The following is a 22,513-nucleotide window of genomic DNA, read 5'->3' on the forward strand; positions in this document are numbered from 1 at the left end:
GATCCCATTCCGAACTCGGCCGTGAAACGCTCCAGCGCCAATGGTACTTTGTCTTAAGACACGGGAGAGTAGGTCGCTGCCAGGTCTGCTAAGCACACAAATAATCAACATCTTCTCAAATCCATACAAACAGACTTTCAACGCAGTAAGCGCGCAAAATACCGAATATATGACTAAGTGAGAGTGGCTCGGAGCAGCCCGTTCGGTCTAAAATCGATAATCAATCGATTTTTAAACGATCTCACCTCATCAGGCCTAACCTAGTATAAGGGCCTGACTTCGCTTCCGGGCTCAAAAGTCCGTAATTCTTTGACGCGGGGTGGAGCAGCCCGGTAGCTCGTCAGGCTCATAACCTGAAGGCCGCAGGTTCAAATCCTGCCCCCGCAACCAAAATCTCAAAAAAAAATACTAAAACCTTTGATGCACACGCCATATTCGTAGCTATACCGCCTCTACAAGCTACATGAGAAGCCCGTTCAACCAAATCGATAATCAATCCATAGCTGCGGGATTTTTGTTTTTGCAGACGTTCCAATGGTTTGACGTTCTATCCTGCCTAGAATTGCACCCAATTCACCGTGCCAGTTTGCATCGACTTGGCCATGTTTTTGGCCCGGCGTCAGAGAAATCTTGTCAATTAAGCAGCGAAGTCGCTGCGAGGCGGCCTGTCGTTGTTCGGGATCGTTCAGCGCTTTTTTTAAGTGCTGTGACTTGCATCCTATAGATCGCGGAAGCGCTTGGAAGAATGTCAGGCATGCCATCTGGCAGATTTACGAGGAGGGCGGTTAGCTCTGCCTTGCGCGTTTCCAATAGGTCCATCTTTTGTTTCATGGACTGATGATACATGACATTGGTTATGGCTTCGACAATCTCTAGAGTCATAATATGACGTTCAAGTCCTGCAAGCACGCGAGCTTCCAGTATGCTCCGCGCAATCGTTCGACTGTTCGTGCAGGTTCCTTTGCTGATGTGGTTGGAGCAAACAAAGCGATCTAAACCGCGCAGCGAGTGTGAGCCTTGGCATATGCCGCATGTGACGAGGCCAGACAGAAGCGATTTTGGTCTGCGGGTTCCGTTTAAGCGGTTTTGTTTGTGATGGTTACGAATAGCCTCTGTGACGTGGATGAACGTCTTGGCAATCTCGCCCTGACGCGCACGCACCGCGTGCCAGAGTGCGTCATCAACAATACGGAGTTCCGGAACGTCTTTGATAATCCAGTCGGATTTTGGATTGAGTCGTGAAACCCGTTTGCCGCTTGATGGGCCTTTGATATAGCGCAGCCTGTTCCAGATCAAACGACCGATATAGAGTTCATTGTTTATGAGCGTGGTGTCAAGCTTTACATGTCCGCGGATAGTGGTGTCGTTCCATAGCTTTCCCGCAGGTCCTGAAACGCCTTCTTCATTTAATGTGCGTGCAATGGTGCGTGTACCAATACCGTTGGCGAATTCCAAAAAGATGCGGCGAATGATGATGGCTTCATAGTCGACGATCTCGTGGTCCTGTCGTCGTCGCCGGGAATGTAGATCGGGAGCGAATCCTTCCAGCCAGGGTGCTGCGCGTCAAGAGACGATAGTGGGCCGACGCCCGCCGGTCCTTGATCCGCCATTCGCTTCCATTCGACGAGTTTCAGGATAAGTTTACAAGAGAGATTAATGAAACCATCTAGCCTGAGCGAGATTCGAATTTCGTTAGAAATGTCGCCGACGAACCCTCGTACATGGTCGTGGTTGCTGCCCGCTAAAGCGAACCTCATCAGTTTTCGGAGATATTCTGCCAGCGACGATGAACCATATTCCGAGATTCCGACGGCGGTTTTTGGGAATGGCGCCGAATACATTCGGCGCAAGGGCAACCCAGCGAAGGAGGAGTGATGTCTCTTCGCGCCGAAACCACTACGCGCAAAAGGCCACAAACAGGCTTGCCGCAGGACCATCGTCCCGGTCAAGCTTGGTCTCGACACCTTAAGAAGTAAGCGTGCGCCCTGATATTTGGCATATGACATTCGATATTGGTGAAGAGGACGCTCGTCGGCTGCGGACATCCGGTGGCTTAGGAGAAAAGCCTTCAGCCAGGCAACGACAGGATCTCCTTTCGGGGTAGTCTGCGCGGCCTTTCGAGGATTTGTCAGGACTTGCACGATCTCTATCTGAAGGTCGAACGCCTCGTCTGTGTCGCGGCTATTAAGTTCGCGGTTCAAGGCATCGAGCTGGACTAAATCGCCCCTGTGCCGCGCGAACTCGGTCCTCAGCTCCGCGTCGGCAAGTGGCGCACCTTGAGGATCAAGCCAGCAAGCTCAAAAAATGTTTCGGAATTGTGACGTCCTCCCCTGGGGCCGAAACGTCTCTGAATCTGTTCAGCGAGGCAATCATTCGACTGACCTAAGGCTCGGAAGTAGGGAACCACACTCCTCAAAGATGTCCTTCTCGGGAAAGGAGAGGTCAGTCGGAATTTGATCTGGTGCGCCGGGACACTCTCACGATGCTTTTGAAAAGTGCCGATCAACAAGGGCGATTCCACAGATGGAAGCCATTAAGTAGCAATGGGTTGATGGCGCGGTAGAGGCTCCGTAAAGCGAGCTTCGTGTCCCCGAGCTTTGGGCGCTAATCCAAGCCTGCGACTTTATAAGAATGGCCTATGAAACGATCCTATCGACGGCTCTTGTTACTCTATCCGATGCCCAGCGGAATCGGATGCCGCTATCGTGTACCGTAACCTTCATGGAGATATGCCGTAAGGCGTGATGGTATCTCGCTTTTAAAGGTTGCTAGATTGCTACCTCCAACGAATGTCGGTATCGGTAGTTGTGTGTCCGCAACCAAATATCACCCAAATACGTCAATCATCTTATGCAGCCCCATGCACCTATATCTACTTATGTGCGTACCGTTCGGCCAAAATCGATAATCAATTACACGACAAACCGGATAAATCCGGAACACAAAACCAAAGTATCCAAAAATCTAAAGAAGATATATCAACCGTGTTGCCCGTATAACAATACAAGGGCAAAACGCCCCCAACAACAGCCCGCCCCGAGCGGGCTATTTGCTTTATAAGGTAGCATCCAGAATTTGTGCTCTGTGCATTTTGGAAACATGAAAATCACGGCGCGGTTTTTTTGTGAAAATAATCGATATTGGACTATCCAAAATAGCTTTTAATTGGCCTAGAAACTTTGGTAACGGCCGTTTTTAATCAGCCTATTAATCGGCGCAGAATATAGGCCCTCAAGAAATCTATCAAGAGAATAGATAAGAATTAAAAATATTATTTATACTTGATGCGTTACCCCAATCTGTATTTACTCACGAATTGTAACGGGTTTAAACTTTTTTGGGAAGGGCAAGTCGATGACAGATATTGTGCAGCCGATACGTGGCACAAAGGGTGCGGATATTGTAGGGCCGCGTAATCTGGAAGTGGAAGCGCAGAACCCCGATATTCTGCTGCCCCCTGAAACAGATCATGGCGGCATTCCAAATCTGAAATTTCCTTTTGCCATGGCACATAACCGTCTTGAAGACGGTGGTTGGGCACGTGAAGTTACCCAGCGTGAAATGGGCAGCTTGAAAGAGTTGGCAATTGTCAACATGCGCCTTCCTGCTGGCGTCGTTCGCGAGATGCATTGGCACAAAGAAGCCGAGTGGGCTTATGTCCTGAAAGGGAAGGTTCGCTTCTATTTGGTGGATGATAAGCGTCAGACATTGGTTGAAGATCTTGAGCCGGGTGACCTTTGGCTTGCGCCTGCCGGTTTTCCACATGCAATTCAGGGGCTTGAAGAGGGCACGGAGTTCGTACTTGTCTTCAACGACGGTAATTTCTCTGAAAACCAGACTTTGCTTGTGACAGAGCTATTTGCACATACTCCGCGCGAAGTTCTTGCTAAGAATTTTGGTGTACCTGAAAGCGCTTTTGACGGTATTCCTTCCGAAGAAAAATATATTTTCCGCCAGCCTGTACCAGCTCCGCTCGAAGAAGTTCGTCGTGATCTTGGTGCAGTGAGCTTTACGGACAAGTATGTGTTCCGTGCATCCAAGCAGCAGAAGAACCATTTTGAAGGTGGTGCGACGCAGGTTGTCGACAGCAGCAATTTCGCAGTGACCAATCTTGCGGCGCTGTTTATCGATCTGGAACCGGGTGGCATGCGTGAAATTCATTGGCATCCCGATGCTGATGAAATTCAGTATTATATCAGTGGTCAGGCCCGCATGACGGTTTTTGATGCTGTCAACAACGCGCGTACCTTCGATTTCGTTGCGGGCGATGTAGGCTATGTACCCAAGACATTGGCGCATTACATCGAAAATACCGGCAATGAGCCTGTCCGTGTTCTGAACGTCTTTCACACCGGTGAATATAAGGACGTATCTCTCAACAACTGGCTTGCATTGACGCCGAAAGAGCTCGTGAAGGGGCATCTTGATGTTGGTGATCCGCTGATGGGAGCGCTGCGTCAGAAATACCAGACGATCGTCAAAGGCTGACGCTTCGCTGAGATCTAAGGAGTTCGTTCTGATGAACGAACTCCCTTATTTTCCGTACGATACTATGTGCAATTTTGGGTGCCATGGGCTGTTGATCGCGTCGGACTAATCCTTTGGCGTTTGAGGCGGCAGCTATGTCAAGGGGAATGATCATGGAAGAATTCATGTCGAAGATGCTGGTCTCTGACCTCATCCCGATCTTTGTTGTTATGATCTTAGGCTATGTCAGCGGTAAGAAAAACATCTTCGCAGAAGATCAGGCAAAAGTTTTCAATAAGCTGGTTCTGGATTTCGCACTTCCCGCCGCTCTGTTTGTTTCCATCGTTCGCGCGGACCGCGCGATGTTGTTTGAAAATGCGACATTGACGATTATTTCTTTCGTCGGTCTGGTTGCGCTTTTCATGCTTTCCTACTTCACGATGCAGTGGTTCTTCAAGCGAAGCAAGGCGGAAGCCGCCGTTTGCGCCTTGATCGCCGGATCACCAACAATCGGATTCCTAGGCTACGCTATCCTGGATCCTCTTTATGGCACCGGCGTTGAAACTGGTCTTGTCATCGCCATTGTGGCGATTGTTGTGAACGCTGTTACCATTCCGATTGGGCTTTACCTCTTGAATGCAGGTGGCGGCGGCGACAAGACAACTGCTGATGCACCCAAAGACAATGCACTGCTTTCCGCGTTCAAGGAGCCAGTGGTGTGGGCCCCAGTGCTGGCCGTAGCGCTTGTTCTTGTTGGCATTAAAGTGCCTGCCCAGTTCGATCCAACTTTCAAACTGTTGGCACAGGCCAATTCCAGCGTGGCGGTTTTTGCAGCGGGTCTGACACTTGCAGCCTACAAAATCGAACTCGACAAAGAAGTTGCCTACAATACGGCTTTCAAGCTCATACTGATGCCCGGTGTATTTCTGATTGCTGGCTGGCTCTGCGGTCTTAGCCCGCTCGTTCTGCAAATGCTGGTTCTCAGTGTTGCGCTTCCGCCAGCATTCTCGGGCATTATTATTTCCAGCCGCTTTCAGGTTTATACGCGAACAGGAACATCGTCACTTGCAGTCAGCGTGCTAGGTTTTGTGATCGCTGCTCCAGTGTGGGTATATCTTGCAAAAATTCTCGGAAGCTAAATAATTTTCTGGAGTTGTTATGGCGCGGATACTCATCGCTATTTCTAGTAACTTTGGTGCAAATCTTGTGCTTGCACGGCTTCTTTCTCCGGTTCTTGAAGAACTGGGCGCGAGTGTCAGAATTCGGCGCGTGGAACTTCAAGCTCCAAGCGCCGAGTTGTCAGAACTAGAATATGCTTCGGCGATTGATCTTGAGTGGGCGGACGGGTTTGTATTCTCTTCGCCCTCTCACACCGGATTAATGTCATCGGCGATGAAGGCGTTTATCGATGCCAATCACGAGGCTGCAGTAAACGGTAAATATCTCAACAAGACATTTACTGGTATGGCGACTTCAGGCTTTGCCCATGCAGGGCAAGAGCGCGTTGTTGATGATTTGAATGCAGTCGCTGCAGCATGGGGGTGCTTGGTCGTTACGCCAAGCACGGCAAATCCCGACTTAAACAGGCTGAATGGCAATCCATTTGGTCTAAGTTTTGTGCTTCAACATGGAAAAATTGCCGATGTTGACGTCGTCACGCAGGTTCTGAAAATTCACTTCAAACGCTTTGTAGCAGTAACGGAGGCTCTCACTTCTTTGAAAGAGTGAGTCCTTCCAACAAACTCTTAGAGCGTATCCCAAAAGTTTTTCATATTTTTCAGGATACGCTCTAAGTTTTTCTTGGAAATTGCTCTAATCCTCATCCACCACGCGCAGGCGCATTTGGGTGGGTGCGTTATCCGACTGTCGCGTCGGACGCTGAGGCTCTTCAGCAGGTGCCGGGCCAAATTCCAGCGCTTCGATCTTTGCACCGCGCTTCGTCACTTTGTTTGAAGACACCAGAATATCGTCAATGTCTTTGTTGGCTTGTAGGAAATGGGTTTGCAGCTTGCGCACGCGTTCATCAAGGCGACCCACATCTTCCATTAAACGCACCACTTCGCCCTGAATGACATGGGCTTGCTCGCGCATACGCGCGTCTTTGAGGATTGATTGAATAACCTGAATTGAAAGCATCAGCAGCGAGGGTGAAACGATCACGATCCGCGCGCGGTGAGCGCGATGTATCAGCGCTTCAAAATGCTCGTGAATATCCGCAAAGATCGATTCAGAAGGCACGAACAAGAAGGCCGTGTCCTGTGTTTCGCCCGTGATCAGATATTTGTCGGAGACGTCTTTGATATGTACTTCCATATCGCGTCGAAACTGCGCAATGGCGGCCTTACGTGCCTCAGGCTGTTCGGTTGCACGCATGGAATTCCATGCTTCGAGCGGAAATTTTGCGTCAATCACCAATGATGGTGAGTTGTTAGGCATCCTCACGAGGCAGTCGGGGCGTGTTCCATTGGACAGTGTTGCCTGAAACTCGTAAGCGCCTTGCGGCAAGCCATCGGCAATGATCGCTTCCATGCGTGACTGGCCGAATGCGCCGCGCGTCTGCTTGTTGGCGAGGATTGCCTGCAACTGCACGACCTGACCGGCAAGCGACTGGATATTGTTTTGTGCTGTGTCGATGACCGCTAGACGCTCCTGCAACTTTGCAAGATTTTCATGGGTGGAGCGTGTCTGCTCGGTCATGGTCTGGCCGATGCGATGGGTCATGCCGTCGAGACGTTCGCGGATTGATTGATTAAGCTCTGCTTGTCGTGAGCCGAAGACTTCGGCCATGGTCTGCATCCGCCCCTGCATTTCGGATTGGGCTTTCAGAATCTCCGCCATGCGATATTCCGCATCGCGCGCACGGTCTTCGGCCTGTGCTTCCGCAACGGCACGAAGTCGGGCAGATCGGGCCGCCGCAATGAGAAAGATTGCAAGGCAAACAACCAGCACGACTATGCCCGCAAGGAGTATATCTCCAAGCGTGAAAGAGGTTGCGCCAAGCTGCAAAAGTGGTTCGTTCAAGAGATTCTGGTTTTCCATAGGTGAAGCTTAGCTGATTCGTGTTGCCTTGATGAGATCAAAACAAGAACATTTTGCAAGTTATAATTGACGATTCTCGCGCAAGCGATTACGTGAAACGCATGTCTATTAAACCGCTTATCATTCTTCCGGATCCTCTTCTGCGTGAACTGTCCAAGCCAGTTGAACGCTTTGACGATCAATTGCGCAAATTTGCCGGCGACATGTTTGATACCATGTATGACGCGCCGGGCATTGGTCTCGCTGCCATTCAGGTGGGCGAACCTCTGCGGATGCTGGTGATTGATCTCGCTAAGGAAGACGCTCCGAAAGAGCCGCACGTCTTCATCAATCCGGAGATTGTAGTCTCATCGGACGAGCGCAGCGTCTATGAAGAAGGCTGCCTTTCCATCCCGGATTATTATGCTGAGGTTGAGCGACCTGCGACGATCAAGGTCAATTACTTCGATGCGGATGGCAAGGAAAAGTCGATGGAAGCCGATGGGCTGATGGCGACCTGCTTGCAGCATGAAATCGATCATCTGAATGGCGTGCTGTTTATCGATCATATCTCCAAACTTAAGCGCGATATGGTGATCAAGAAGTTCAAAAAGCTCGCAAGCCAGCGCGCGCCAAGTAAGGCTTTGTGATGCGGATCGTCTTTATGGGGACGCCGGATTTCTCCGTGCCAATCCTCACAGCTATCATCGGTCAGGGCTATGAAGTGGTCGCGGTCTATTCGCAGCCACCGCGTCCGGCTGGCCGTCGCGGACTGGAACTGACCAAGTCGCCGGTGCACGAAAAGGCCGAAGAATTTGGCATTCCGGTTTTCACGCCGAAAAGTCTCAAAGGCACCGAAGAGCAGGACGTCTTTGCGAGCCTTGAAGCCGATGTCGCAATTGTCGTGGCTTATGGCCTGCTGCTGCCACAGGCTATTCTCGATGCGCCGCGTTTGGGTTGTTACAATGGCCATGCCTCGCTTCTGCCGCGCTGGCGTGGAGCGGCGCCTATTCAGCGTGCGATCATGTCCGGTGATACTGAAACCGGCATGATGATTATGAAAATGGATGTGGGGCTTGATACTGGTCCCGTTGCCATGGTCGAGAAAGTTGCGATCACGCCGGATATGTCGGCAGGTGAATTGCATGATCGTTTGAGCTTGATCGGTGCTGATCTGATGGTGCGCGCATTGGGCGCGCTTGAGCGTGAGAGTCTAACGCTTCAGCCGCAGGCCGACGATGGTGTAACTTATGCCGCCAAGATCGACAAGGCCGAGGCGCGTATCGACTGGTCGAAGCCTGCGAAGGATGTTCACAACACAATCCGCGGCATCTCTCCGTTTCCGGGTGCGTGGTGCGAGATGGAAATCAACGGTGCAGTCGAACGCGTCAAACTCCAGCGCTCCACATTGGGCGAAGGTAGTGGAACGCCAGGAACCGTGCTTGATGATCGTCTGACGATTGCTTGTGGTGATGGCGCTGTGCGTCTTGTGACATTGCAACGGTCTGGCGGTAAGCCTTTGCCTGCACAAGAGTTTCTGCGTGGTGCAAACGTGACGAAGGTGCTTTGAGCGGTGCCTCGTTATAAGATCACGGTCGAATATGACGGCACGCCCTATGTCGGCTGGCAGCGGCAGGAAAACGGCTATGCTGTGCAGAACGCCATTGAAAAGGCGTTTAAGAAGTTTTGCGGTGAAGATCTGACACTAGGTGCAGCGGGGCGTACAGATACGGGTGTTCATGCTTGCGCTCAGGTTATTCATGTTGATCTTGCCAAGGATTGGGGTGCGGCCAAGGTTCGCGATGCGTTGAACGCGCATCTGGTGATGGCCAACGAGCGCATCAGTATTTTGAATGTCGAAAAGACAACGGATGCTTTTGATGCGCGGTTTTCGGCGCGTGGCCGACATTATCTTTATCGCATTCATAATCGCCGTTCGCCCTTAGCGATAGATTATCAGCGCGTGTGGTGGGTGCAGAAGCGCCTTGACCACGAAGCCATGCATGAAGCTGCAAAGCGCTTGCTCGGCGAACATGATTTTACGACATTTCGCGCGACGCAATGTCAGGCAAAAAGCCCGATCAAGACGCTCGACCGGCTCGATATTACGCGTACGGGCGATTATGTCGAAATGCGGGTTTCGGCGCGTTCATTCTTGCATAATCAGGTGCGTTCCTTTGCAGGCAGCCTGATGGAAGTGGGCGTTGGCCGCTGGACGGCTGATGATTTGCAGGCCGCTTTGGAAGCGAAAGACCGCAAGGCTTGCGGTCAGGTTGCGCCACCTTATGGTCTGTATCTGGTTGGCGTCGACTACCCGTTTCCGTTTTAGAGCACGTTTCGATCTGATTGAATGAGATCCGCGCTCTAATTCTTTGTTTAGACGCGCATCTTGTCCGAAAACCGTTTCACACTTTTCGGGATGCGCTTTAAAAACTCTCCGCGCCAATTCCGATGCCAAACAGCTGTTGCAGGAACACTGTGATAAACAGTGAGCCGAAAAACACACAGGCATAAAATGGTGCGACATAGGCGTGCGGGCGTTGCAGTACGATGAATGTCAGTCGGTAGCTCAAGATAATTGAGATGCCGAAAAGTACAAAAGCGAACAGCGTCGCAAAATCCAGCGCTCCCGGAAAGAACAGTTGAATGAGGGTTATTGGCGCGAAAAGCCAAGCCAGCAACGCGCTGCCCCAATTGGTTGCGATGACGTAAGGCGCGTAACGCTTTGATATGCCAATGCGGCGGGCAAGTAGGCCGATAATGACAAGCGGAATTATCCACGCAGCAATATCAACGATAGCTGCACGGATAACGATTGCAAGGCGGAGACCAGCTTCATCGCGGCCCGCTGTCAGATCGGCCGAATAGGCGACCCATGTCGCAAGAAGCGGCGGGAGAGCCACGATAATCGCATAGAAAGATGCCCAGAAATCTTCTGCTGAGATGTCCAGATATGCAAGGCCGTCTTTGCGGCCAAGCATCATCTTCCAGACGCCCGTGAAATATCTGAAAATATCATCCAGACTGGGCATGTCGTTCCCTTATCCGAAGAAGTCAGCGATGAAGCGTTCGTATATCTGTGTCAGCCCTTCAAGGTCGGCAAGAGCCACGCGCTCGTCAACCATATGCATGGTTTGTCCAACAAGGCCGAATTCGACGACCGGGCAATAATCTTTGATGAAGCGCGCATCTGACGTGCCGCCCGATGTAGACAGCTTCGGACGTTTGCCGGTGACAGCCTCTACAGAAGATGTGAGCGTGCCGATCAGCTTCTCATCGCGTGTGAGGAACACATGGCTCGGATGTTCGCGCCATGTCAGTTCATAATTGATTGGTGTTTCGCGGCCCGGACGAAGGCGGTCATTGCGCGAAGCCTTTTCAAGACGCGAGATGATTTCGGCCTTCAGGCTGTCTGCCGTCCACGTATCGTTGAAACGGATATTTAAGGACGCTACCGCCTTATTGGCTATGACATTGGTGGCCTTGTTGCCAACATCGATGGTGGTGACTTCCAGATTGCTGGCCTGAAAATCTTCAGTGCCTTCATCAAAAGCTGGATAGAGCAGACTATCGACAAGGGTTGTGATGCCACGCACGGGATTTTCGGCAAGGTGCGGATAGGCGGCATGGCCCTGCACACCATGAACTGTGATCGTGCCGGAGATTGAACCGCGACGCCCGATCTTGATCATGTCGCCAAGCGTATCGGGATTTGTTGGCTCGCCAACAAGCGATGCGTCCCATGTTTCACCACGGTCTTTGGCCCATTGTAACAGCTTTTCGGTGCCATTGATCGCTGGGCCTTCTTCATCGCCTGTGATGAGGAAAGAGACGCTGCCCTTGAGGCTACCTTGCTTTTCGATATGACGTGCAACCGCTGCCACAAAGCAGGCAATGCCACCCTTCATGTCGACTGCACCACGGCCATACATGATACCGTCTTCAATCGCAGCGGAAAAAGGAGGGTGCTTCCAGTCGCCTTCATTGCCGGGAGGCACCACATCCGTATGGCCCGCAAACATCAGATGCGCCCCATTGCCAGATTTGCGCGCATAAAGGTTTTCGATGTCAGGCGTATCTTCGTCGGTGAAGACAGGGCGCTGGATTGAAAAGCCCATAGGCTCAAGCATTGCTTCCAATGCGGTCAGCGCGCCGCCTTCAGCGGGCGTAACCGACGGGCAACGAATAAGAGAAGCGAGGTTTTCAGCGGGATTGGTAGGAAGGCTCATGATGTCAAAGCTTTGTTCTGAGAATCGTGTGGGCTTGAGATTAGATCGGGACGCCCCCAGATGAAACAACAATCCCTCGTTAGCGTAAACAAGATGCAGTGCGCATGGGTTTTAGAAAATGGAGGTTCGACGAACCAAAGCTCTTTTAATCGCGGCTTTTCTCAGAATGTCGCAAATCGGGAATGAAATTTCCTTGACCAGAGGGCCACTGTCATCGTTAGTTAAAAAAAGGTTGATAGCGAGACCCGGGAAACGGGCCGGTCAACGGGAACAGTTTCTAGGAAATGCTTTTCGGAGCATTTTAAAAATGGGAATCCGCTATGCGTTTATTGATGACAGCAGCATTAGGTTTCGTGGCATTGTCTGGCGCAGCTATTGCCCCGGCAAAGGCCGGTCAATGGAGTGAAGCGGGCGGGATTACCAGCATTCCTTATGGGCATCTGGATTACTGCAAGCGCACACCGCGCGATTGCAGTTCGCACCGTGCTCTTGCACCGATGAAACTGACGCCGGATCGTATGAAGCTGCTGCAAAGCGTTAATGCTTCGGTCAATGCCGCGATCAAGCCGGTTTCCGATCAGGACAATTACGGTAAGCGTGATTACTGGACCATTCCGAAGAACGGCAAAGGCGATTGCGAGGATTATGTGCTGCTAAAGCGTGCCAAGCTTATGGCGCGCGGGATCAGCCCGTCGCAGCTTTTGATTACCATGGTGCAGGGAAGCGAGGCACATATCGTGCTGACCGTGCGAACCGATCGTGGTGATTACATTCTCGACAATATGCGATCAGAGGTGTTGCCAGTTGAGAAGACTTCTTATCGCTATATTAAAATGCAGTCACCGTCGCATTCGGGGCAATGGGTTTCAATTGCAGGCCGCTCTGTAAACGTCGCCAGCAATTAATTTAATCACTATAAGCGAGAGCTGTCAGGCAGAAGGGGTCGCATAGCGCGCTCCCTTTTTCATTTGCGCGATTAGCAGACCCAGACTCAGTGTATTTTTTAAGATTGCAGATGAAATCGTTAGCCGTGCAATTGTGATTAACACCATTCATTGTTCGATATTGTTACACAATAAAAGGCGACACAGTGTTCGCAAAAAGTGAACAAAAATGACATGATAACAAATTGGTTACTGCTGATATATGATTCAACATATTGTAAAAAATATATAATTCTAATTTTTACATGCCTGTTAGAAGAAGTTGGGCGCACGAATGTGTGATTAAGAAAACATTTTCGTGACTGGAATTTTTCATCACTGTCACCCATTTGAGGCTCATGAGGACGACGCACAGAACGTCGCCCAAATGACTAAGGAGATAGAAAATGAATAAGTTTGTTCTTGCTGCTGCTGCCCTTGCTCTTAGCGCCGGTGCTGCTTTTGCTGAAAATCCTCATGTAGGTGAACCTGCAGATCTTTATGCAAATGATCGCACTCCTGTTGCTTCGCAGCGCGTAGACAACACCGCAACTGCAACTATTGGCCAGACGGTCAATATGGATGGTTCCGCTCACCGTTTTGGTGATGCATCGCCATCGAGCTACCAGAACTAAGAATACGATTATGACATTGGTCGTTACAGTTTAATTTTAAATCGTAACGACAGAGATTGCGGGTTGTAAGTGCGGCCTCCCAAGGTTCTTACAACCCGATATTTGAAAATGATCAATTTAACAAATCTCCCCGGAGGATGGTTGTTTGCCATCCCGGAGTCCCCGAAGGGATAGGCAAATTGCCATCCGATGGGGTGATAGAAGGATTATGAAAATGAAAAAGTTTGTTCTTGCTACCGTAGCTGTTGCTCTTAGTGCCGGTGCCGCTTTTGCTGGAAACCCACATGTTGGTGAACCGGCTGATCTGTACGCAAAGGATCGCACACCAGTCGCTGCCCAGCGCGTTGATCACACTGCAACTGCATCGATCCCAACGAACACATACTCAGATGGTTCTGCACATCGTTTCAGCGATGCATCGCCTTCGAGCTACCAGAAATAAGCCTTTTGGCAGTGAATACAAAAAAGGCGAAGCTTTCGGGCTTCGCCTTTTTTCTTTGATTATGCTGGCAAATTAATCGCGCAGCAATTCATTGATAGAAGTCTTCGAGCGGGTCTTTTCATCGACGCGCTTAACGATTACAGCGCAATAAAGACTTGGGCCCCAGTTTTCGCCCGGTACATTTTTGCCCGGCATGGTGCCAGCAACGACGACCGAATAAGGTGGCACTTCGCCATAGAATATTTCGCCGGTTGCGCGATCAACAATCTTGGTCGATTTGCCGATGAATACGCCCATGCCAAGCACGGCACCTTCACGAACGATACAGCCTTCAACGACTTCCGAACGCGCGCCAATGAAGCAATTGTCTTCGATGATGGTTGGACCAGCCTGCATTGGCTCCAGAACGCCACCGATGCCGACGCCGCCCGACAGATGCACATTCTTGCCGATCTGCGCACAGGAGCCAACGGTGGCCCATGCATCGACCATCGTGCCTTCATCGACATACGCGCCGAGATTGACGAAGGATGGCATCAGGATCGCATTAGGTGCGATGTAAGCCGAATAGCGCACAACCGAATTGGGAACGGCGCGAATGCCGGCCTTTTCGAATTCATTGGCTGTCCAGCCGTCAAACTTGGAAGGAACCTTGTCCCACCAGGAAGCTTCGCCGGGGCCGCCCTTGATGATCTGCATCGGGTTGAGGCGGAACGAAAGTAGGACCGCTTTCTTGAGCCACTGATTAACCTGCCAGTTGCCGTCCGCCTGTTTTTCTGCCACACGCGCTTCACCGCGATCGAGCAAAAGAAGCGACTGCTCAACAGCATCGCGAACTTCGCCGCGGGTTGCTGTGTTGATGCCATCGCGTTCGTCAAAAGCCTTTTCGATGACCTTTTCAAGGGAGGCGAAATCTGGCTTGGTCATATGGCGGTCTCCATAAACTGGCAGGATAAGCGGCTGCCGTCTTTTTGGCCGGCAGTTGTCAGCCAAGTGATTAAGCGAAGGCAGGATATGGGTCAATCGCGTTATTGTGCGAAATAACTCAACGCAATTGCGCCAGATTAAGAATTTAACGCTGAAAATAATGCTAAGGCAACAAAACGCATTGAAATTGAAGGAGCAGGCAAGCATGAACCCGATGGAGAAGACTGGCTGGACGCCTTTCCCGAATTCTGAGGAAGCCGTTAAACAGGCGCGTACCGTGCCAAAGACACCTCAGACTGAGGCTGAGGCCTATCGGCTTGCCTTCATGGATGATGACTTCATGACGCGACGCGATATGCGTCCGATCCGGCTCCAGCTTGAGCTTTTGAAGCCAGAACTGATCCTTGCGGACCGTGGTATCAAGTCAACTGTCGTTATGTTCGGTGGTGCACGTATTCCAGAACCGGGCGGTGACGCATGGGCCGCAAAGAACGAAGTGCAGAAAAAAAACCTTGAGGCAAATTCGCGCTATTATGAAGAAGCGCGCAAGTTTGCCCGCATCTGCTCTGAATATTCAGCGACCACCTATTATCGTGAGTTTATTGTCGTAACTGGCGGTGGTCCGGGCGTAATGGAAGCGGGCAATCGCGGGGCTGCGGATGTTGGCGCGCCGACTATTGGTCTTAATATCGTGTTGCCGCATGAGCAGGCACCAAACGCTTATGTAACGCCTGACCTTTGCTTCAACTTCCATTATTTTGCGATACGTAAGATGCATTTTCTAATGCGTGCGAAAGCGATCTGCGTATTTCCGGGTGGCTTTGGCACGATGGATGAACTGTTCGAAGCAATGACGCTGATCCAAACCGATCGCATGGAACGCATGCCACTCATTCTGTTTGGCAAAGAGTTCTGGAGCAAGGCGATCAATATCGAGTTTCTGGCAGAGCAGGGCACAATTTCGCCCGCAGATATTGAATTGCTGACCTTCGTTGATACAGCCGATGAGGCTTGGGACGAGATCAAGAATTTCTATAAGCTCTGATCTCTTCGATTTAAGCTTTCAGAGCGCCCGGTCTGTTATGGCCGGGCGTTTTCGTTTTCTGAATATTCGCGTGGGCGGTGAACGAGTGTCACCAGCACGACGGAAATAATCATCAGTAGATACCATGAGCCGAGTTTGCTGAGTGAAACCAGTTCCCAGCCATTGCGCTGGTTTGGATAAAGCCAGACTTTTGACCATGTTCCGATGTTCTCCGCTATCCAGATGAAAAGCGATGTCAGCAGAAACGCGATCAACAGTGGCATTTTATGCCGGAAGCGAAACACGCGATAATGCATCGTTGTGCGCCAGTAGAGCGCGAAGGTTGCGGCAAACAACACCCAGCGCATATCCCATAAGAAGTGGTGGGTGAAGAAATTGATATAGATCGCAGCTGCCAGCACGATCGTCGTCCAAAGCGGCGGATAATTATTGAGCCTTATGTCGAAGATGCGATTGATACGCGCCATATAGGAGCCGACGGCTGCATACATGAAGCCGGAAAACAGCGGTACACCGCCAATGCGGAAGAAGTTTTCCTCTGGATAAATCCACGAGCCAGCATCGGTTTTGAATATTTCCATCGCCGTTCCGACAATATGGAAAATGACGATGACCTTGGCTTCTTCCCAAGCTTCCAGCTTGAAGACAAGCATACCAAGCTGAATCACAACGGCGGAAAGAAACAGGAAATCGTAGCGGGTAATAAATCCGGCATCACCTTCTGGCCAGAACCAGCGTGTAAGGATGATGAGGCCCAGCATCGCGCCGCCGAACAGGCAGGCCCATGCTTGTTTTAATCCAAAAACCAGAAACTCTATTAGCGCATCGCTGATGCGATGGCGGGGCAAGCTGTCGAGAAGGCTGTGAGCTGCCTTATCAATACGTTTTTCAAGGCCGGTAAACTGGCTATCGGTCTGCATTTATGGTTTGCAGAAATTGGGTCAAATTGTCGGTGACATAATCGACCTGATCAGTAAATTCCGGATCGCTTTCCCATATCTCGGAGAATGTCGGCTCAAAATTATTCGGTACAATCAGCACTGTTTTCATGCCAAGTGTCTTTGGCACAACCAGATTGCGTGCCAGATCCTCGAACATGGCAGCATTTCGCGCATCAATGCCGAAAGCACCCAGAAAACGATCATAAGTGACGCGCTCAGGCTTTGGCGTCAGGCCAGCAGCTACAATGTCGAAAATATCATCGAAATCATCGAGAATGCCGAGCTGACGTGCTGCGCGCTCTGCATGACCACGATCACCATTGGTGAAGATGAAGCGACGACCGGGCAGGGCGCGGATTGCTTCTCCCAATGCCGGATCGGGTGTTAGCCATGTGTAATCGATGTCATGGACATGCTTGAGAAAATCGTCCGGGTCGATTTCGTGGCATTCCATCAGACCTTTGAGCGTGGTTCCATATTCCAGATAAAACTGCTTTTGAATCTTGCGTGCTTCGTCACGCGGCAGATTGAGCAGCTTTTCTACATAGTTCGTCATCCGCACATCGATCTGCGAAAACAGATCGGCGGCGTGTGGATAAAGCGTGTTGTCGAGGTCAAATACCCAGTCGGTGATGTGAGCAAAGGCTGAGGCTTCAGGTTGATTGGTCATAGCACTTTATCTTTTTGCGCGTATTTCTCCCGAAAACCGCTGCACACTTTTCGGAATGCGCTTTTATGGCACGATCAGTGTGCCAGCACCATGCTCGGTGAAAAGTTCCAGCAGAACCGAGTGCGGTGTCTTGCCGTTTAGGATGACAACGCCCTCAACGCCGCGACGTATCGCATCGATGCAGGTTTCGACCTTTGGGATCATGCCGCCGGAAATCGTGCCGTCTTTAATCAGCGCTTGCGCATCAGCAACCGACAATTCCTTAATAAGGTTCTTGTCTTTGTCGAGAACGCCGGGAACGTCGGTCAGGAACAGAAGACGCGTTGCAGCCAGCGCGCCAGCAATAGCGCCTGCGAACGTATCGGCATTGATGTTGTAGGTATGGCCATCGCGACCCGGTGCAACCGGCGCAATAACCGGGATCATTTCGGAACGCGCCAGCAGATCGAGAAGCGTGCGATCAACTTCTGCCGGTTCGCCGACAAAGCCCAGATCAAGCACTTTTTCGATGTTGGAATCGGGATCGATAACAGTTTTGTGCGCTTTGCGCGCGAAAACCATGTTGCCATCTTTACCGCACAGGCCGATGGCCCATTCGCCTTCAGCATTGATGAGAGCGACGATTTCCTTGTTGATGGAACCGGCCAGAACCATTTCCACCACTTCAACCGTCTTTTCGTCGGTGACGCGAAGGCCGCCTTCAAAACGGGATTCGATGCCGAGCTTGGTCAGCATAGCCTGAATCTGCGGACCACCGCCATGCACGACGATTGGGTTTATGCCTGATTGCTTCAGTAGCGCGATGTCGCGGGCAAAGGCTTTGCCGAGTTCTGGGTTGCCCATGGCGTGACCGCCATATTTCACCACGACATTCTTGTTCTCGTAGCGCTGCATATAGGGCAGGGCTGCTGAGAGGAGTTGCGCTTGCATTTCAGGATTTTCAAGAGTCGTCATCGTGGGTTCCATGGCTGGCGACAGGGCAAGAGGGGCAGGCTTTTCTAAGCAATATGCGCCGCTCTGTAAAACGGTTTTCCGTTTTTTGTTCGCGATTATTTGAACGGCTTAGTCTCAACCGCCGCATTAAAAGCCATGATGAAGGGCCAACAATCACTTTTTGAATGGAGCATTTCATGCAGCGAATAATTTTCACGGCACTTATTTCCCTTGCGGGCTTAGGTGTCGCTCAGGCTGCACCGACGACCGAGACCATTGTTATGGTAAGACATGGTGAAAAGCCGGAGCAGGGGCTTGGGCAGTTGAATTGTCGCGGCCTTAACCGTTCGTTGAAATTGCCGGTCGTTATAGAGGCAGAATTTGGCAAACCGGACGTTATTTTCGCGCCCAACCCTGCCGAGCTGAAAGAGGATAAAGGTGCTCACTATGCCTATAATCGACCGCTTGCTACAGTTGAGCCAACCGCTATAAAATTCGGCATGCCCGTCGATACGCGCTTTGGGTATCAGGATATAGGCAAGTTGCAGAATGCGCTTGAGAAGCCTGAATATAAAGATGCCACCGTTCTGATCGGCTGGGAGCACAAGCAGATTGTGAAGCTGGCCCGAAATATTCTGAAGGCTGAAGGCGGAGACAAAGCCGCAGTTCCCACTTGGGATGGCACTGATTTCGACAGCATCTATGTGGTGCGTATCACGCGTGATGGCTCGAAAACCACCACGCAATTTGAGCAGCTCAATCAGGGGCTAAACCATCAGTCCGATGTTTGCCCAAGTTGACTGAAGCCTATTCCTTGGCGACCAGTGCGATAGCTGCGCGCAACTCATCAAGGCCGAGGCCCTTTTCCGACGACGTCGTGATGATGCCGGGGAAACAGGCTGCACGCTTTTTGGTGAGCGCATGGGTTTCCTCGATCAAACGCGGAATGCCCGCAGCCTTGATCTTATCGGTTTTGGTCAACACAATCTGATAAGACACAGCTGCTTTGTCGAGGAGATCGAGCACTTCAGCGTCATTCTTCTTGATGCCGTGGCGCGAGTCAATCAGCAGGTAAACGCGCTTCAATGTCGTGCGTCCACGCAGGTAATCGAACACGAGGCGCGTCCATGCATCGACATGCGACTTAGGTGCTTCTGCAAAGCCATAGCCCGGCATGTCGACGAGTGCGAGTGGCGGCAGATCGCCATTCTCGCCGGAATAACCATCTGGAACGAAGTAGTTGAGTTCCTGCGTGCGGCCCGGGGTGTTGGATGTACGTGCCAGAGCCTTTTTGCCGACAATCGCATTGATCAGCGATGACTTGCCAACATTGGAACGCCCGGCAAAAGCGATTTCAACCGGGCCTTCAGCGGGAAGAAACTTCATCGAGGGCACGCCACGGATGAAGATCCACGACTTCTTGAACAGCAGGCGACCTTCTTCAACCAAAGCTGCGTGCGCTGCGCGGGTCGCATCTGCTGCTAACTGGGCTGCTGCCAGCTTTTTGTCCTGATCGCTCAATGTCGTCTTCCTGGTCTATAATTCTGTAAAAGACACGCATCAATGCTATGGGCCGTATTGTCAACCACTGAGCATGAACGAGCATAAAAAAAGCCCGATCTTTCGACCGGGCTTTTGTATTTTTACTTTTTCGCCTCTTTGGGCTTTCGCTTGAATACGTCTTTCAGATTGTCAAAGAGCTCGATCTTGACGCCCTGACGCTTCATGATGAAGCCCTGCTGGAGAATGGACAGTGTGTTGTTCCATGCCCAGTAAATCACGAGACCGGCTGGGAATGATGCCAGCATGAATGTGAAGATGATCGGCATCCAAGTGAAGATCATCGCCTGTGTTGGATCCGGAGGCGTCGGGTTCATGCGCATCTGCAAGAACATGGTGATGCCCATGATGATTGGCCAGACGCCGATCATGAGGAACGCAGGCACTGCGAAAGGCAGCAGGCCAAACAGGTTGAAGATCGATGTTGGATCTGGTGCCGCAAGGTCATGAATCCAGCCAAAGAACGGCGCATGGCGCATTTCGATGGTGACGTAGAGAACCTTATAGAGCGCGAAGAATACCGGAATCTGAACCAGAACTGGCCAGCAACCTGCAAGCGGATTGATCTTTTCCTGCTTGTAAAGCTGCATCATTTCCTGCTGCTGCTTCATCTTGTCATCCGCATATTTCTCGCGGATTTCCGTCATTTTTGGCTGCACGAGCTTCATGCGGGCCATCGACTTGTAAGACTTGTTAGCAAGCGGGAAGAACAGGCCCTTGAGCAGAACAGTGACAACCAGAATGGCCACGCCGAAGTTACCCGAGAACTTGTAGATCCAGTCGATGAGGTAGAACATCGGCTTGGTGATGAAGTAGAACCAACCCCAGTCGATCAGCAGTTCGAACTGCTTGATGCCGAGCTTTGTTTCGTAGTTCTGGATGTCCTGAACGACCTTCGCACCAGCGAAAACGTGGTTCTTTATCGTCTGCGACTGACCGGCGTCGATAGTAACCGGAGCGCTTAGAAGATCAGACTGGTAGCGTGGGCGACCGTCTGTGAAGTGCGAGAAGCGAGCAGTAAACTTTTCGCTCTGCGGAGGAACCAGCGTTGCTGCCCAATATTTGTCGGTGATGCCGACCCAACCGCCGATGACGTCCTTGAACGAAATGTCCTTGTCGTCTTCGACCTTGGAATATTTGATTTCCTGAAGGCCGTCCTGACCCATGACGCCGATCAGGCCTTCATGGAGAACGTAAGTCGCACTTGCATGTTCTGGCTGGTTGAAGCGAGTAACTCGGCCATAAGATGCAAGCGAGATTGGCGTGCCGGTGTTGTTGGTGATCGTGTCGTCAACGGCGAACATGTAAGCATCGTCAACTGAGATGACGCGCTTGAACGTGACGTTCTTGTCGTTGGTGTAGGTCAGCGTAACAGGCGTCGATGCTGTCAGCTTGTTGTTGCCTTCGACCGCCCAGACAGTGTTTGGCCCCGGAACTTCGCCAGTTGCTTCGTTGCCGGTAAAGCCGAGCTCTACAAAATAGCCCTGTTTGAGCGCCGACGGAGCAAGCAGCTCGATTTCAGGCGACTTGTCGTCAACGGTCTCATGATACTTCTTGAGATAGAGATCATCGAGGCGTGCGCCAGTCAGATTGATCGAACCGCGCAGCGATACGGTGTCAATGTCCACGCGCTGCGACTGTGCAACAGCTGCTTCGCGGGTCAGAGTGCCGCCTGCGGCTGCACTATCATGCTGGCCGGGAATTGCGCCGGACGTGCCAGGCATCTGTGGAGTATCGCCCTGAGCGCTGCCCTGACCACTTTGAGTGGCCTGCTGGGTCTGGCGCTGCTGTTCCTCAATGCGTGTCTGCTCCCGCTGGGCTTCCGTTTTAGGTCCCAGATAGAATACTTGCCACAGCGTTAATACGAGGATGGACAGTGCAATGGTTATGAAGAAATTACGATTATTTTCCATCGACGGGTCCTGATTCCGGTCTTTCCGTTCGGCGTTTCTTTTCGCCCCGCCGATCATCCTTGGCTTTAATGCGTTTGGAGAGTTCTGCGGTCAGTTGCGAAAAGGGCGCAGTAAGTGCTTGCTCGCGTGCTACGATGACATAGTCGGTCGAGAGCGCCATGTCACTCCCCACGTGACAACGAACCGCTTCTCGCAACCTGCGACGGATACGATTGCGTACTACTGCATTGCCGTTTTTCTTGGTGACAGTGAAGCCTGCGCGGGGCTTTTCGCCGATTTTGGCAGCTGCAGATTCTTCTTCTGTCCGTTCCCGGACTTCTAAAAGAAACAGTGGACCACGCCGTTTTTCACCATTCCTGACAGACAAAAACTCCGCTCTCTTGCGAAGGCGGAGTATTTGTTTCTGCTTTTTCATATCTTTAATCACCGCGCTGGTCGCGCGGGGAAAGATTAAGCGGAAAGCCGCTTGCGGCCGCGCGAACGGCGAGCAGCAAGAACTTTACGACCGGCGGCTGTTGCCATGCGTGCACGGAAACCGTGACGACGCTTGCGGACGAGATTGGATGGCTGGAAAGTACGCTTCATTTATTTAATACCGCGGTGTGCGGCCCTTCTTGGTTCTGTCTTTACGACGAGCATGGTCTTGTCTGAACTCGATAGTTACGTTTCAGGACCAAGCTCTATTGAACAGGAGCGAGTTCTTTTCCCTAAAAGCAGGATAGCAAAAGCCATCCATTGACCCTTATGGGCGAACGTGGTGCGGCTTATAGGGAAAGGGGTGCAAAGAGTCAATTGTCGGTTCACAATTCT

The 22,513-nt window shown here is 51.3% G+C and carries 23 protein-coding genes, 1 tRNA gene and 1 rRNA gene; 13 read left to right on the plus strand and 12 right to left on the minus strand.

Going from position 1 to position 22,513, the window contains the following annotated elements; all coding sequences use genetic code 11:
• A 5S ribosomal RNA gene (rrf, locus tag WH356_RS12320) occupies window positions 1–85 on the plus strand; the annotation flags it as partial.
• A 228-nt stretch (window positions 86–313) separates the two neighbouring features.
• Window positions 314–390, plus strand: a tRNA-Met gene (locus tag WH356_RS12325).
• A gap of 243 nt (window positions 391–633) precedes the next feature.
• On the opposite strand, the gene WH356_RS12330 is transcribed toward WH356_RS12325, so the two are convergent.
• On the minus strand, window positions 634–1,548 hold the full coding sequence (locus WH356_RS12330; RefSeq protein ID WP_339511758.1) for a recombinase family protein: 915 nt from the start codon (window positions 1,546–1,548) through the stop codon (window positions 634–636).
• Window positions 1,549–3,354: 1,806 nt separating this feature from the next.
• Here WH356_RS12330 and WH356_RS12335 point away from each other — a divergent pair.
• From WH356_RS12335 to WH356_RS12345, 3 genes are all read left to right on the plus strand, one after another.
• Entirely contained in the window at window positions 3,355–4,488 is a 1,134-nt protein-coding gene (locus tag WH356_RS12335; RefSeq protein WP_339511202.1) for a cupin domain-containing protein, read from the plus strand.
• A 164-nt stretch (window positions 4,489–4,652) separates the two neighbouring features.
• Complete coding sequence (gene yfdV, locus WH356_RS12340; protein WP_339511204.1) at window positions 4,653–5,606, plus strand: transporter YfdV; 954 nt, start codon at window positions 4,653–4,655, stop codon at window positions 5,604–5,606.
• A gap of 19 nt (window positions 5,607–5,625) precedes the next feature.
• On the plus strand, window positions 5,626–6,195 hold the full coding sequence (locus WH356_RS12345; protein ID WP_339511206.1) for a flavodoxin family protein: 570 nt from the start codon (window positions 5,626–5,628) through the stop codon (window positions 6,193–6,195).
• Window positions 6,196–6,279: 84 nt separating this feature from the next.
• Here WH356_RS12345 and WH356_RS12350 read toward each other — a convergent pair whose 3' ends face one another.
• A complete protein-coding gene (locus tag WH356_RS12350; RefSeq protein WP_339511208.1) occupies window positions 6,280–7,506 on the minus strand; it encodes a DNA recombination protein RmuC in 1,227 nt (408 codons plus the stop codon).
• 101 nt (window positions 7,507–7,607) lie between these two features.
• Here WH356_RS12350 and def point away from each other — a divergent pair, with 101 nt between their 5' ends.
• From def to truA, 3 genes are read left to right on the plus strand one after another with little or no spacing between them, the layout of a single operon-like run.
• A complete protein-coding gene (gene def, locus WH356_RS12355; RefSeq protein WP_339511210.1) occupies window positions 7,608–8,135 on the plus strand; it encodes a peptide deformylase in 528 nt (175 codons plus the stop codon).
• Entirely contained in the window at window positions 8,135–9,055 is a 921-nt protein-coding gene (gene fmt / locus WH356_RS12360; protein ID WP_339511212.1) for a methionyl-tRNA formyltransferase, read from the plus strand. Before def ends, fmt begins: the two co-directional genes overlap by 1 nt.
• A gap of 3 nt (window positions 9,056–9,058) precedes the next feature.
• Window positions 9,059–9,814, plus strand: a complete 756-nt coding sequence (gene truA / locus WH356_RS12365; protein WP_339511214.1) for a tRNA pseudouridine(38-40) synthase TruA — start codon at window positions 9,059–9,061, stop codon at window positions 9,812–9,814.
• A 97-nt stretch (window positions 9,815–9,911) separates the two neighbouring features.
• Here truA and WH356_RS12370 read toward each other — a convergent pair whose 3' ends face one another.
• Together WH356_RS12370 and dapE are read right to left on the minus strand one after the other, a co-directional pair.
• Window positions 9,912–10,517, minus strand: coding sequence for a hypothetical protein (locus WH356_RS12370; protein ID WP_339511216.1), 606 nt, complete (start codon window positions 10,515–10,517; stop codon window positions 9,912–9,914).
• Between the two features lie 9 nt (window positions 10,518–10,526).
• Entirely contained in the window at window positions 10,527–11,714 is a 1,188-nt protein-coding gene (gene dapE / locus WH356_RS12375) for a succinyl-diaminopimelate desuccinylase (protein WP_339511218.1), read from the minus strand.
• A gap of 320 nt (window positions 11,715–12,034) precedes the next feature.
• Between dapE and WH356_RS12380 the strand changes: the two genes are divergently transcribed.
• The 3 genes from WH356_RS12380 to WH356_RS12390 all read left to right on the plus strand — a co-directional run bounded on the left by WH356_RS12380 (window position 12,035) and on the right by WH356_RS12390 (window position 13,714).
• Entirely contained in the window at window positions 12,035–12,619 is a 585-nt protein-coding gene (locus WH356_RS12380) for a transglutaminase-like cysteine peptidase (RefSeq protein WP_339511220.1), read from the plus strand.
• 425 nt (window positions 12,620–13,044) lie between these two features.
• Window positions 13,045–13,272 (plus strand): hypothetical protein, encoded by a 228-nt coding sequence (locus WH356_RS12385; protein WP_094505394.1) that lies wholly within the window; start codon window positions 13,045–13,047, stop codon window positions 13,270–13,272.
• Between the two features lie 214 nt (window positions 13,273–13,486).
• Entirely contained in the window at window positions 13,487–13,714 is a 228-nt protein-coding gene (locus tag WH356_RS12390) for a hypothetical protein (protein WP_339511226.1), read from the plus strand.
• 72 nt (window positions 13,715–13,786) lie between these two features.
• On the opposite strand, the gene dapD is transcribed toward WH356_RS12390, so the two are convergent.
• Window positions 13,787–14,641 carry a 2,3,4,5-tetrahydropyridine-2,6-dicarboxylate N-succinyltransferase gene (gene dapD / locus WH356_RS12395; protein ID WP_339511228.1) on the minus strand — a complete coding sequence of 285 codons (855 nt, stop codon included), beginning with the start codon at window positions 14,639–14,641 and terminating at the stop codon, window positions 13,787–13,789.
• 205 nt (window positions 14,642–14,846) lie between these two features.
• Here dapD and WH356_RS12400 point away from each other — a divergent pair, with 205 nt between their 5' ends.
• Window positions 14,847–15,686, plus strand: coding sequence for an LOG family protein (locus WH356_RS12400; protein ID WP_339511230.1), 840 nt, complete (start codon window positions 14,847–14,849; stop codon window positions 15,684–15,686).
• A gap of 35 nt (window positions 15,687–15,721) precedes the next feature.
• On the opposite strand, the gene WH356_RS12405 is transcribed toward WH356_RS12400, so the two are convergent.
• From WH356_RS12405 to argB, 3 genes are all read right to left on the minus strand, one after another.
• A complete protein-coding gene (locus tag WH356_RS12405) occupies window positions 15,722–16,606 on the minus strand; it encodes a DUF817 domain-containing protein (RefSeq protein ID WP_339511232.1) in 885 nt (294 codons plus the stop codon).
• A complete protein-coding gene (locus tag WH356_RS12410; RefSeq protein WP_339511234.1) occupies window positions 16,593–17,297 on the minus strand; it encodes a pyrimidine 5'-nucleotidase in 705 nt (234 codons plus the stop codon). Before WH356_RS12410 ends, WH356_RS12405 begins: the two co-directional genes overlap by 14 nt.
• A 63-nt stretch (window positions 17,298–17,360) precedes the next feature.
• On the minus strand, window positions 17,361–18,251 hold the full coding sequence (argB, locus tag WH356_RS12415) for an acetylglutamate kinase (protein ID WP_094505418.1): 891 nt from the start codon (window positions 18,249–18,251) through the stop codon (window positions 17,361–17,363).
• Window positions 18,252–18,427: 176 nt separating this feature from the next.
• Here argB and WH356_RS12420 point away from each other — a divergent pair, with 176 nt between their 5' ends.
• Window positions 18,428–19,030, plus strand: coding sequence for a hypothetical protein (locus WH356_RS12420; RefSeq protein WP_339511236.1), 603 nt, complete (start codon window positions 18,428–18,430; stop codon window positions 19,028–19,030).
• A 7-nt stretch (window positions 19,031–19,037) separates the two neighbouring features.
• On the opposite strand, the gene yihA is transcribed toward WH356_RS12420, so the two are convergent.
• From yihA to rpmH, 4 genes are all read right to left on the minus strand, one after another.
• A complete protein-coding gene (yihA, locus tag WH356_RS12425) occupies window positions 19,038–19,751 on the minus strand; it encodes a ribosome biogenesis GTP-binding protein YihA/YsxC (RefSeq protein WP_339511238.1) in 714 nt (237 codons plus the stop codon).
• Between the two features lie 122 nt (window positions 19,752–19,873).
• Complete coding sequence (gene yidC / locus WH356_RS12430; RefSeq protein WP_339511240.1) at window positions 19,874–21,703, minus strand: membrane protein insertase YidC; 1,830 nt, start codon at window positions 21,701–21,703, stop codon at window positions 19,874–19,876.
• On the minus strand, window positions 21,693–22,118 hold the full coding sequence (gene rnpA, locus WH356_RS12435; RefSeq protein WP_250038627.1) for a ribonuclease P protein component: 426 nt from the start codon (window positions 22,116–22,118) through the stop codon (window positions 21,693–21,695). The genes yidC and rnpA overlap by 11 nt, the downstream gene beginning before the upstream one ends.
• A 35-nt stretch (window positions 22,119–22,153) precedes the next feature.
• The gene (rpmH, locus tag WH356_RS12440) at window positions 22,154–22,288 is read right to left on the minus strand and encodes a 50S ribosomal protein L34 (RefSeq protein ID WP_094505388.1); all 135 of its coding nucleotides are present in this window, start codon (window positions 22,286–22,288) and stop codon (window positions 22,154–22,156) included.
• Window positions 22,289–22,513 lie beyond the last annotated feature (225 nt).

Origin of the sequence: Ochrobactrum sp. MYb379 (genome assembly GCF_037479515.1) — a bacterium.
Classification (GTDB): Bacteria; Pseudomonadota; Alphaproteobacteria; order Rhizobiales; family Rhizobiaceae; genus Brucella.

Coding starts and splice junctions, on each gene's coding strand:
- WH356_RS12410 (WP_339511234.1), bottom strand. CDS start 17,297: ATGACCAATCAACCTGAAGCCTCAGCCTTTGCTCACATCACCGACTGG.
- dapE (WP_339511218.1), bottom strand. CDS start 11,714: ATGAGCCTTCCTACCAATCCCGCTGAAAACCTCGCTTCTCTTATTCGT.
- yfdV (WP_339511204.1), top strand. CDS start 4,653: ATGTCGAAGATGCTGGTCTCTGACCTCATCCCGATCTTTGTTGTTATG.
- rpmH (WP_094505388.1), bottom strand. CDS start 22,288: ATGAAGCGTACTTTCCAGCCATCCAATCTCGTCCGCAAGCGTCGTCAC.
- WH356_RS12345 (WP_339511206.1), top strand. CDS start 5,626: ATGGCGCGGATACTCATCGCTATTTCTAGTAACTTTGGTGCAAATCTT.
- WH356_RS12350 (WP_339511208.1), bottom strand. CDS start 7,506: ATGGAAAACCAGAATCTCTTGAACGAACCACTTTTGCAGCTTGGCGCA.
- fmt (WP_339511212.1), top strand. CDS start 8,135: ATGCGGATCGTCTTTATGGGGACGCCGGATTTCTCCGTGCCAATCCTC.
- WH356_RS12385 (WP_094505394.1), top strand. CDS start 13,045: ATGAATAAGTTTGTTCTTGCTGCTGCTGCCCTTGCTCTTAGCGCCGGT.
- def (WP_339511210.1), top strand. CDS start 7,608: ATGTCTATTAAACCGCTTATCATTCTTCCGGATCCTCTTCTGCGTGAA.
- rnpA (WP_250038627.1), bottom strand. CDS start 22,118: ATGAAAAAGCAGAAACAAATACTCCGCCTTCGCAAGAGAGCGGAGTTT.
- yidC (WP_339511240.1), bottom strand. CDS start 21,703: ATGGAAAATAATCGTAATTTCTTCATAACCATTGCACTGTCCATCCTC.
- argB (WP_094505418.1), bottom strand. CDS start 18,251: ATGACGACTCTTGAAAATCCTGAAATGCAAGCGCAACTCCTCTCAGCA.
- WH356_RS12380 (WP_339511220.1), top strand. CDS start 12,035: ATGCGTTTATTGATGACAGCAGCATTAGGTTTCGTGGCATTGTCTGGC.
- WH356_RS12390 (WP_339511226.1), top strand. CDS start 13,487: ATGAAAAAGTTTGTTCTTGCTACCGTAGCTGTTGCTCTTAGTGCCGGT.
- WH356_RS12420 (WP_339511236.1), top strand. CDS start 18,428: ATGCAGCGAATAATTTTCACGGCACTTATTTCCCTTGCGGGCTTAGGT.
- WH356_RS12370 (WP_339511216.1), bottom strand. CDS start 10,517: ATGCCCAGTCTGGATGATATTTTCAGATATTTCACGGGCGTCTGGAAG.
- WH356_RS12405 (WP_339511232.1), bottom strand. CDS start 16,606: ATGCAGACCGATAGCCAGTTTACCGGCCTTGAAAAACGTATTGATAAG.
- WH356_RS12335 (WP_339511202.1), top strand. CDS start 3,355: ATGACAGATATTGTGCAGCCGATACGTGGCACAAAGGGTGCGGATATT.
- dapD (WP_339511228.1), bottom strand. CDS start 14,641: ATGACCAAGCCAGATTTCGCCTCCCTTGAAAAGGTCATCGAAAAGGCT.
- WH356_RS12400 (WP_339511230.1), top strand. CDS start 14,847: ATGAACCCGATGGAGAAGACTGGCTGGACGCCTTTCCCGAATTCTGAG.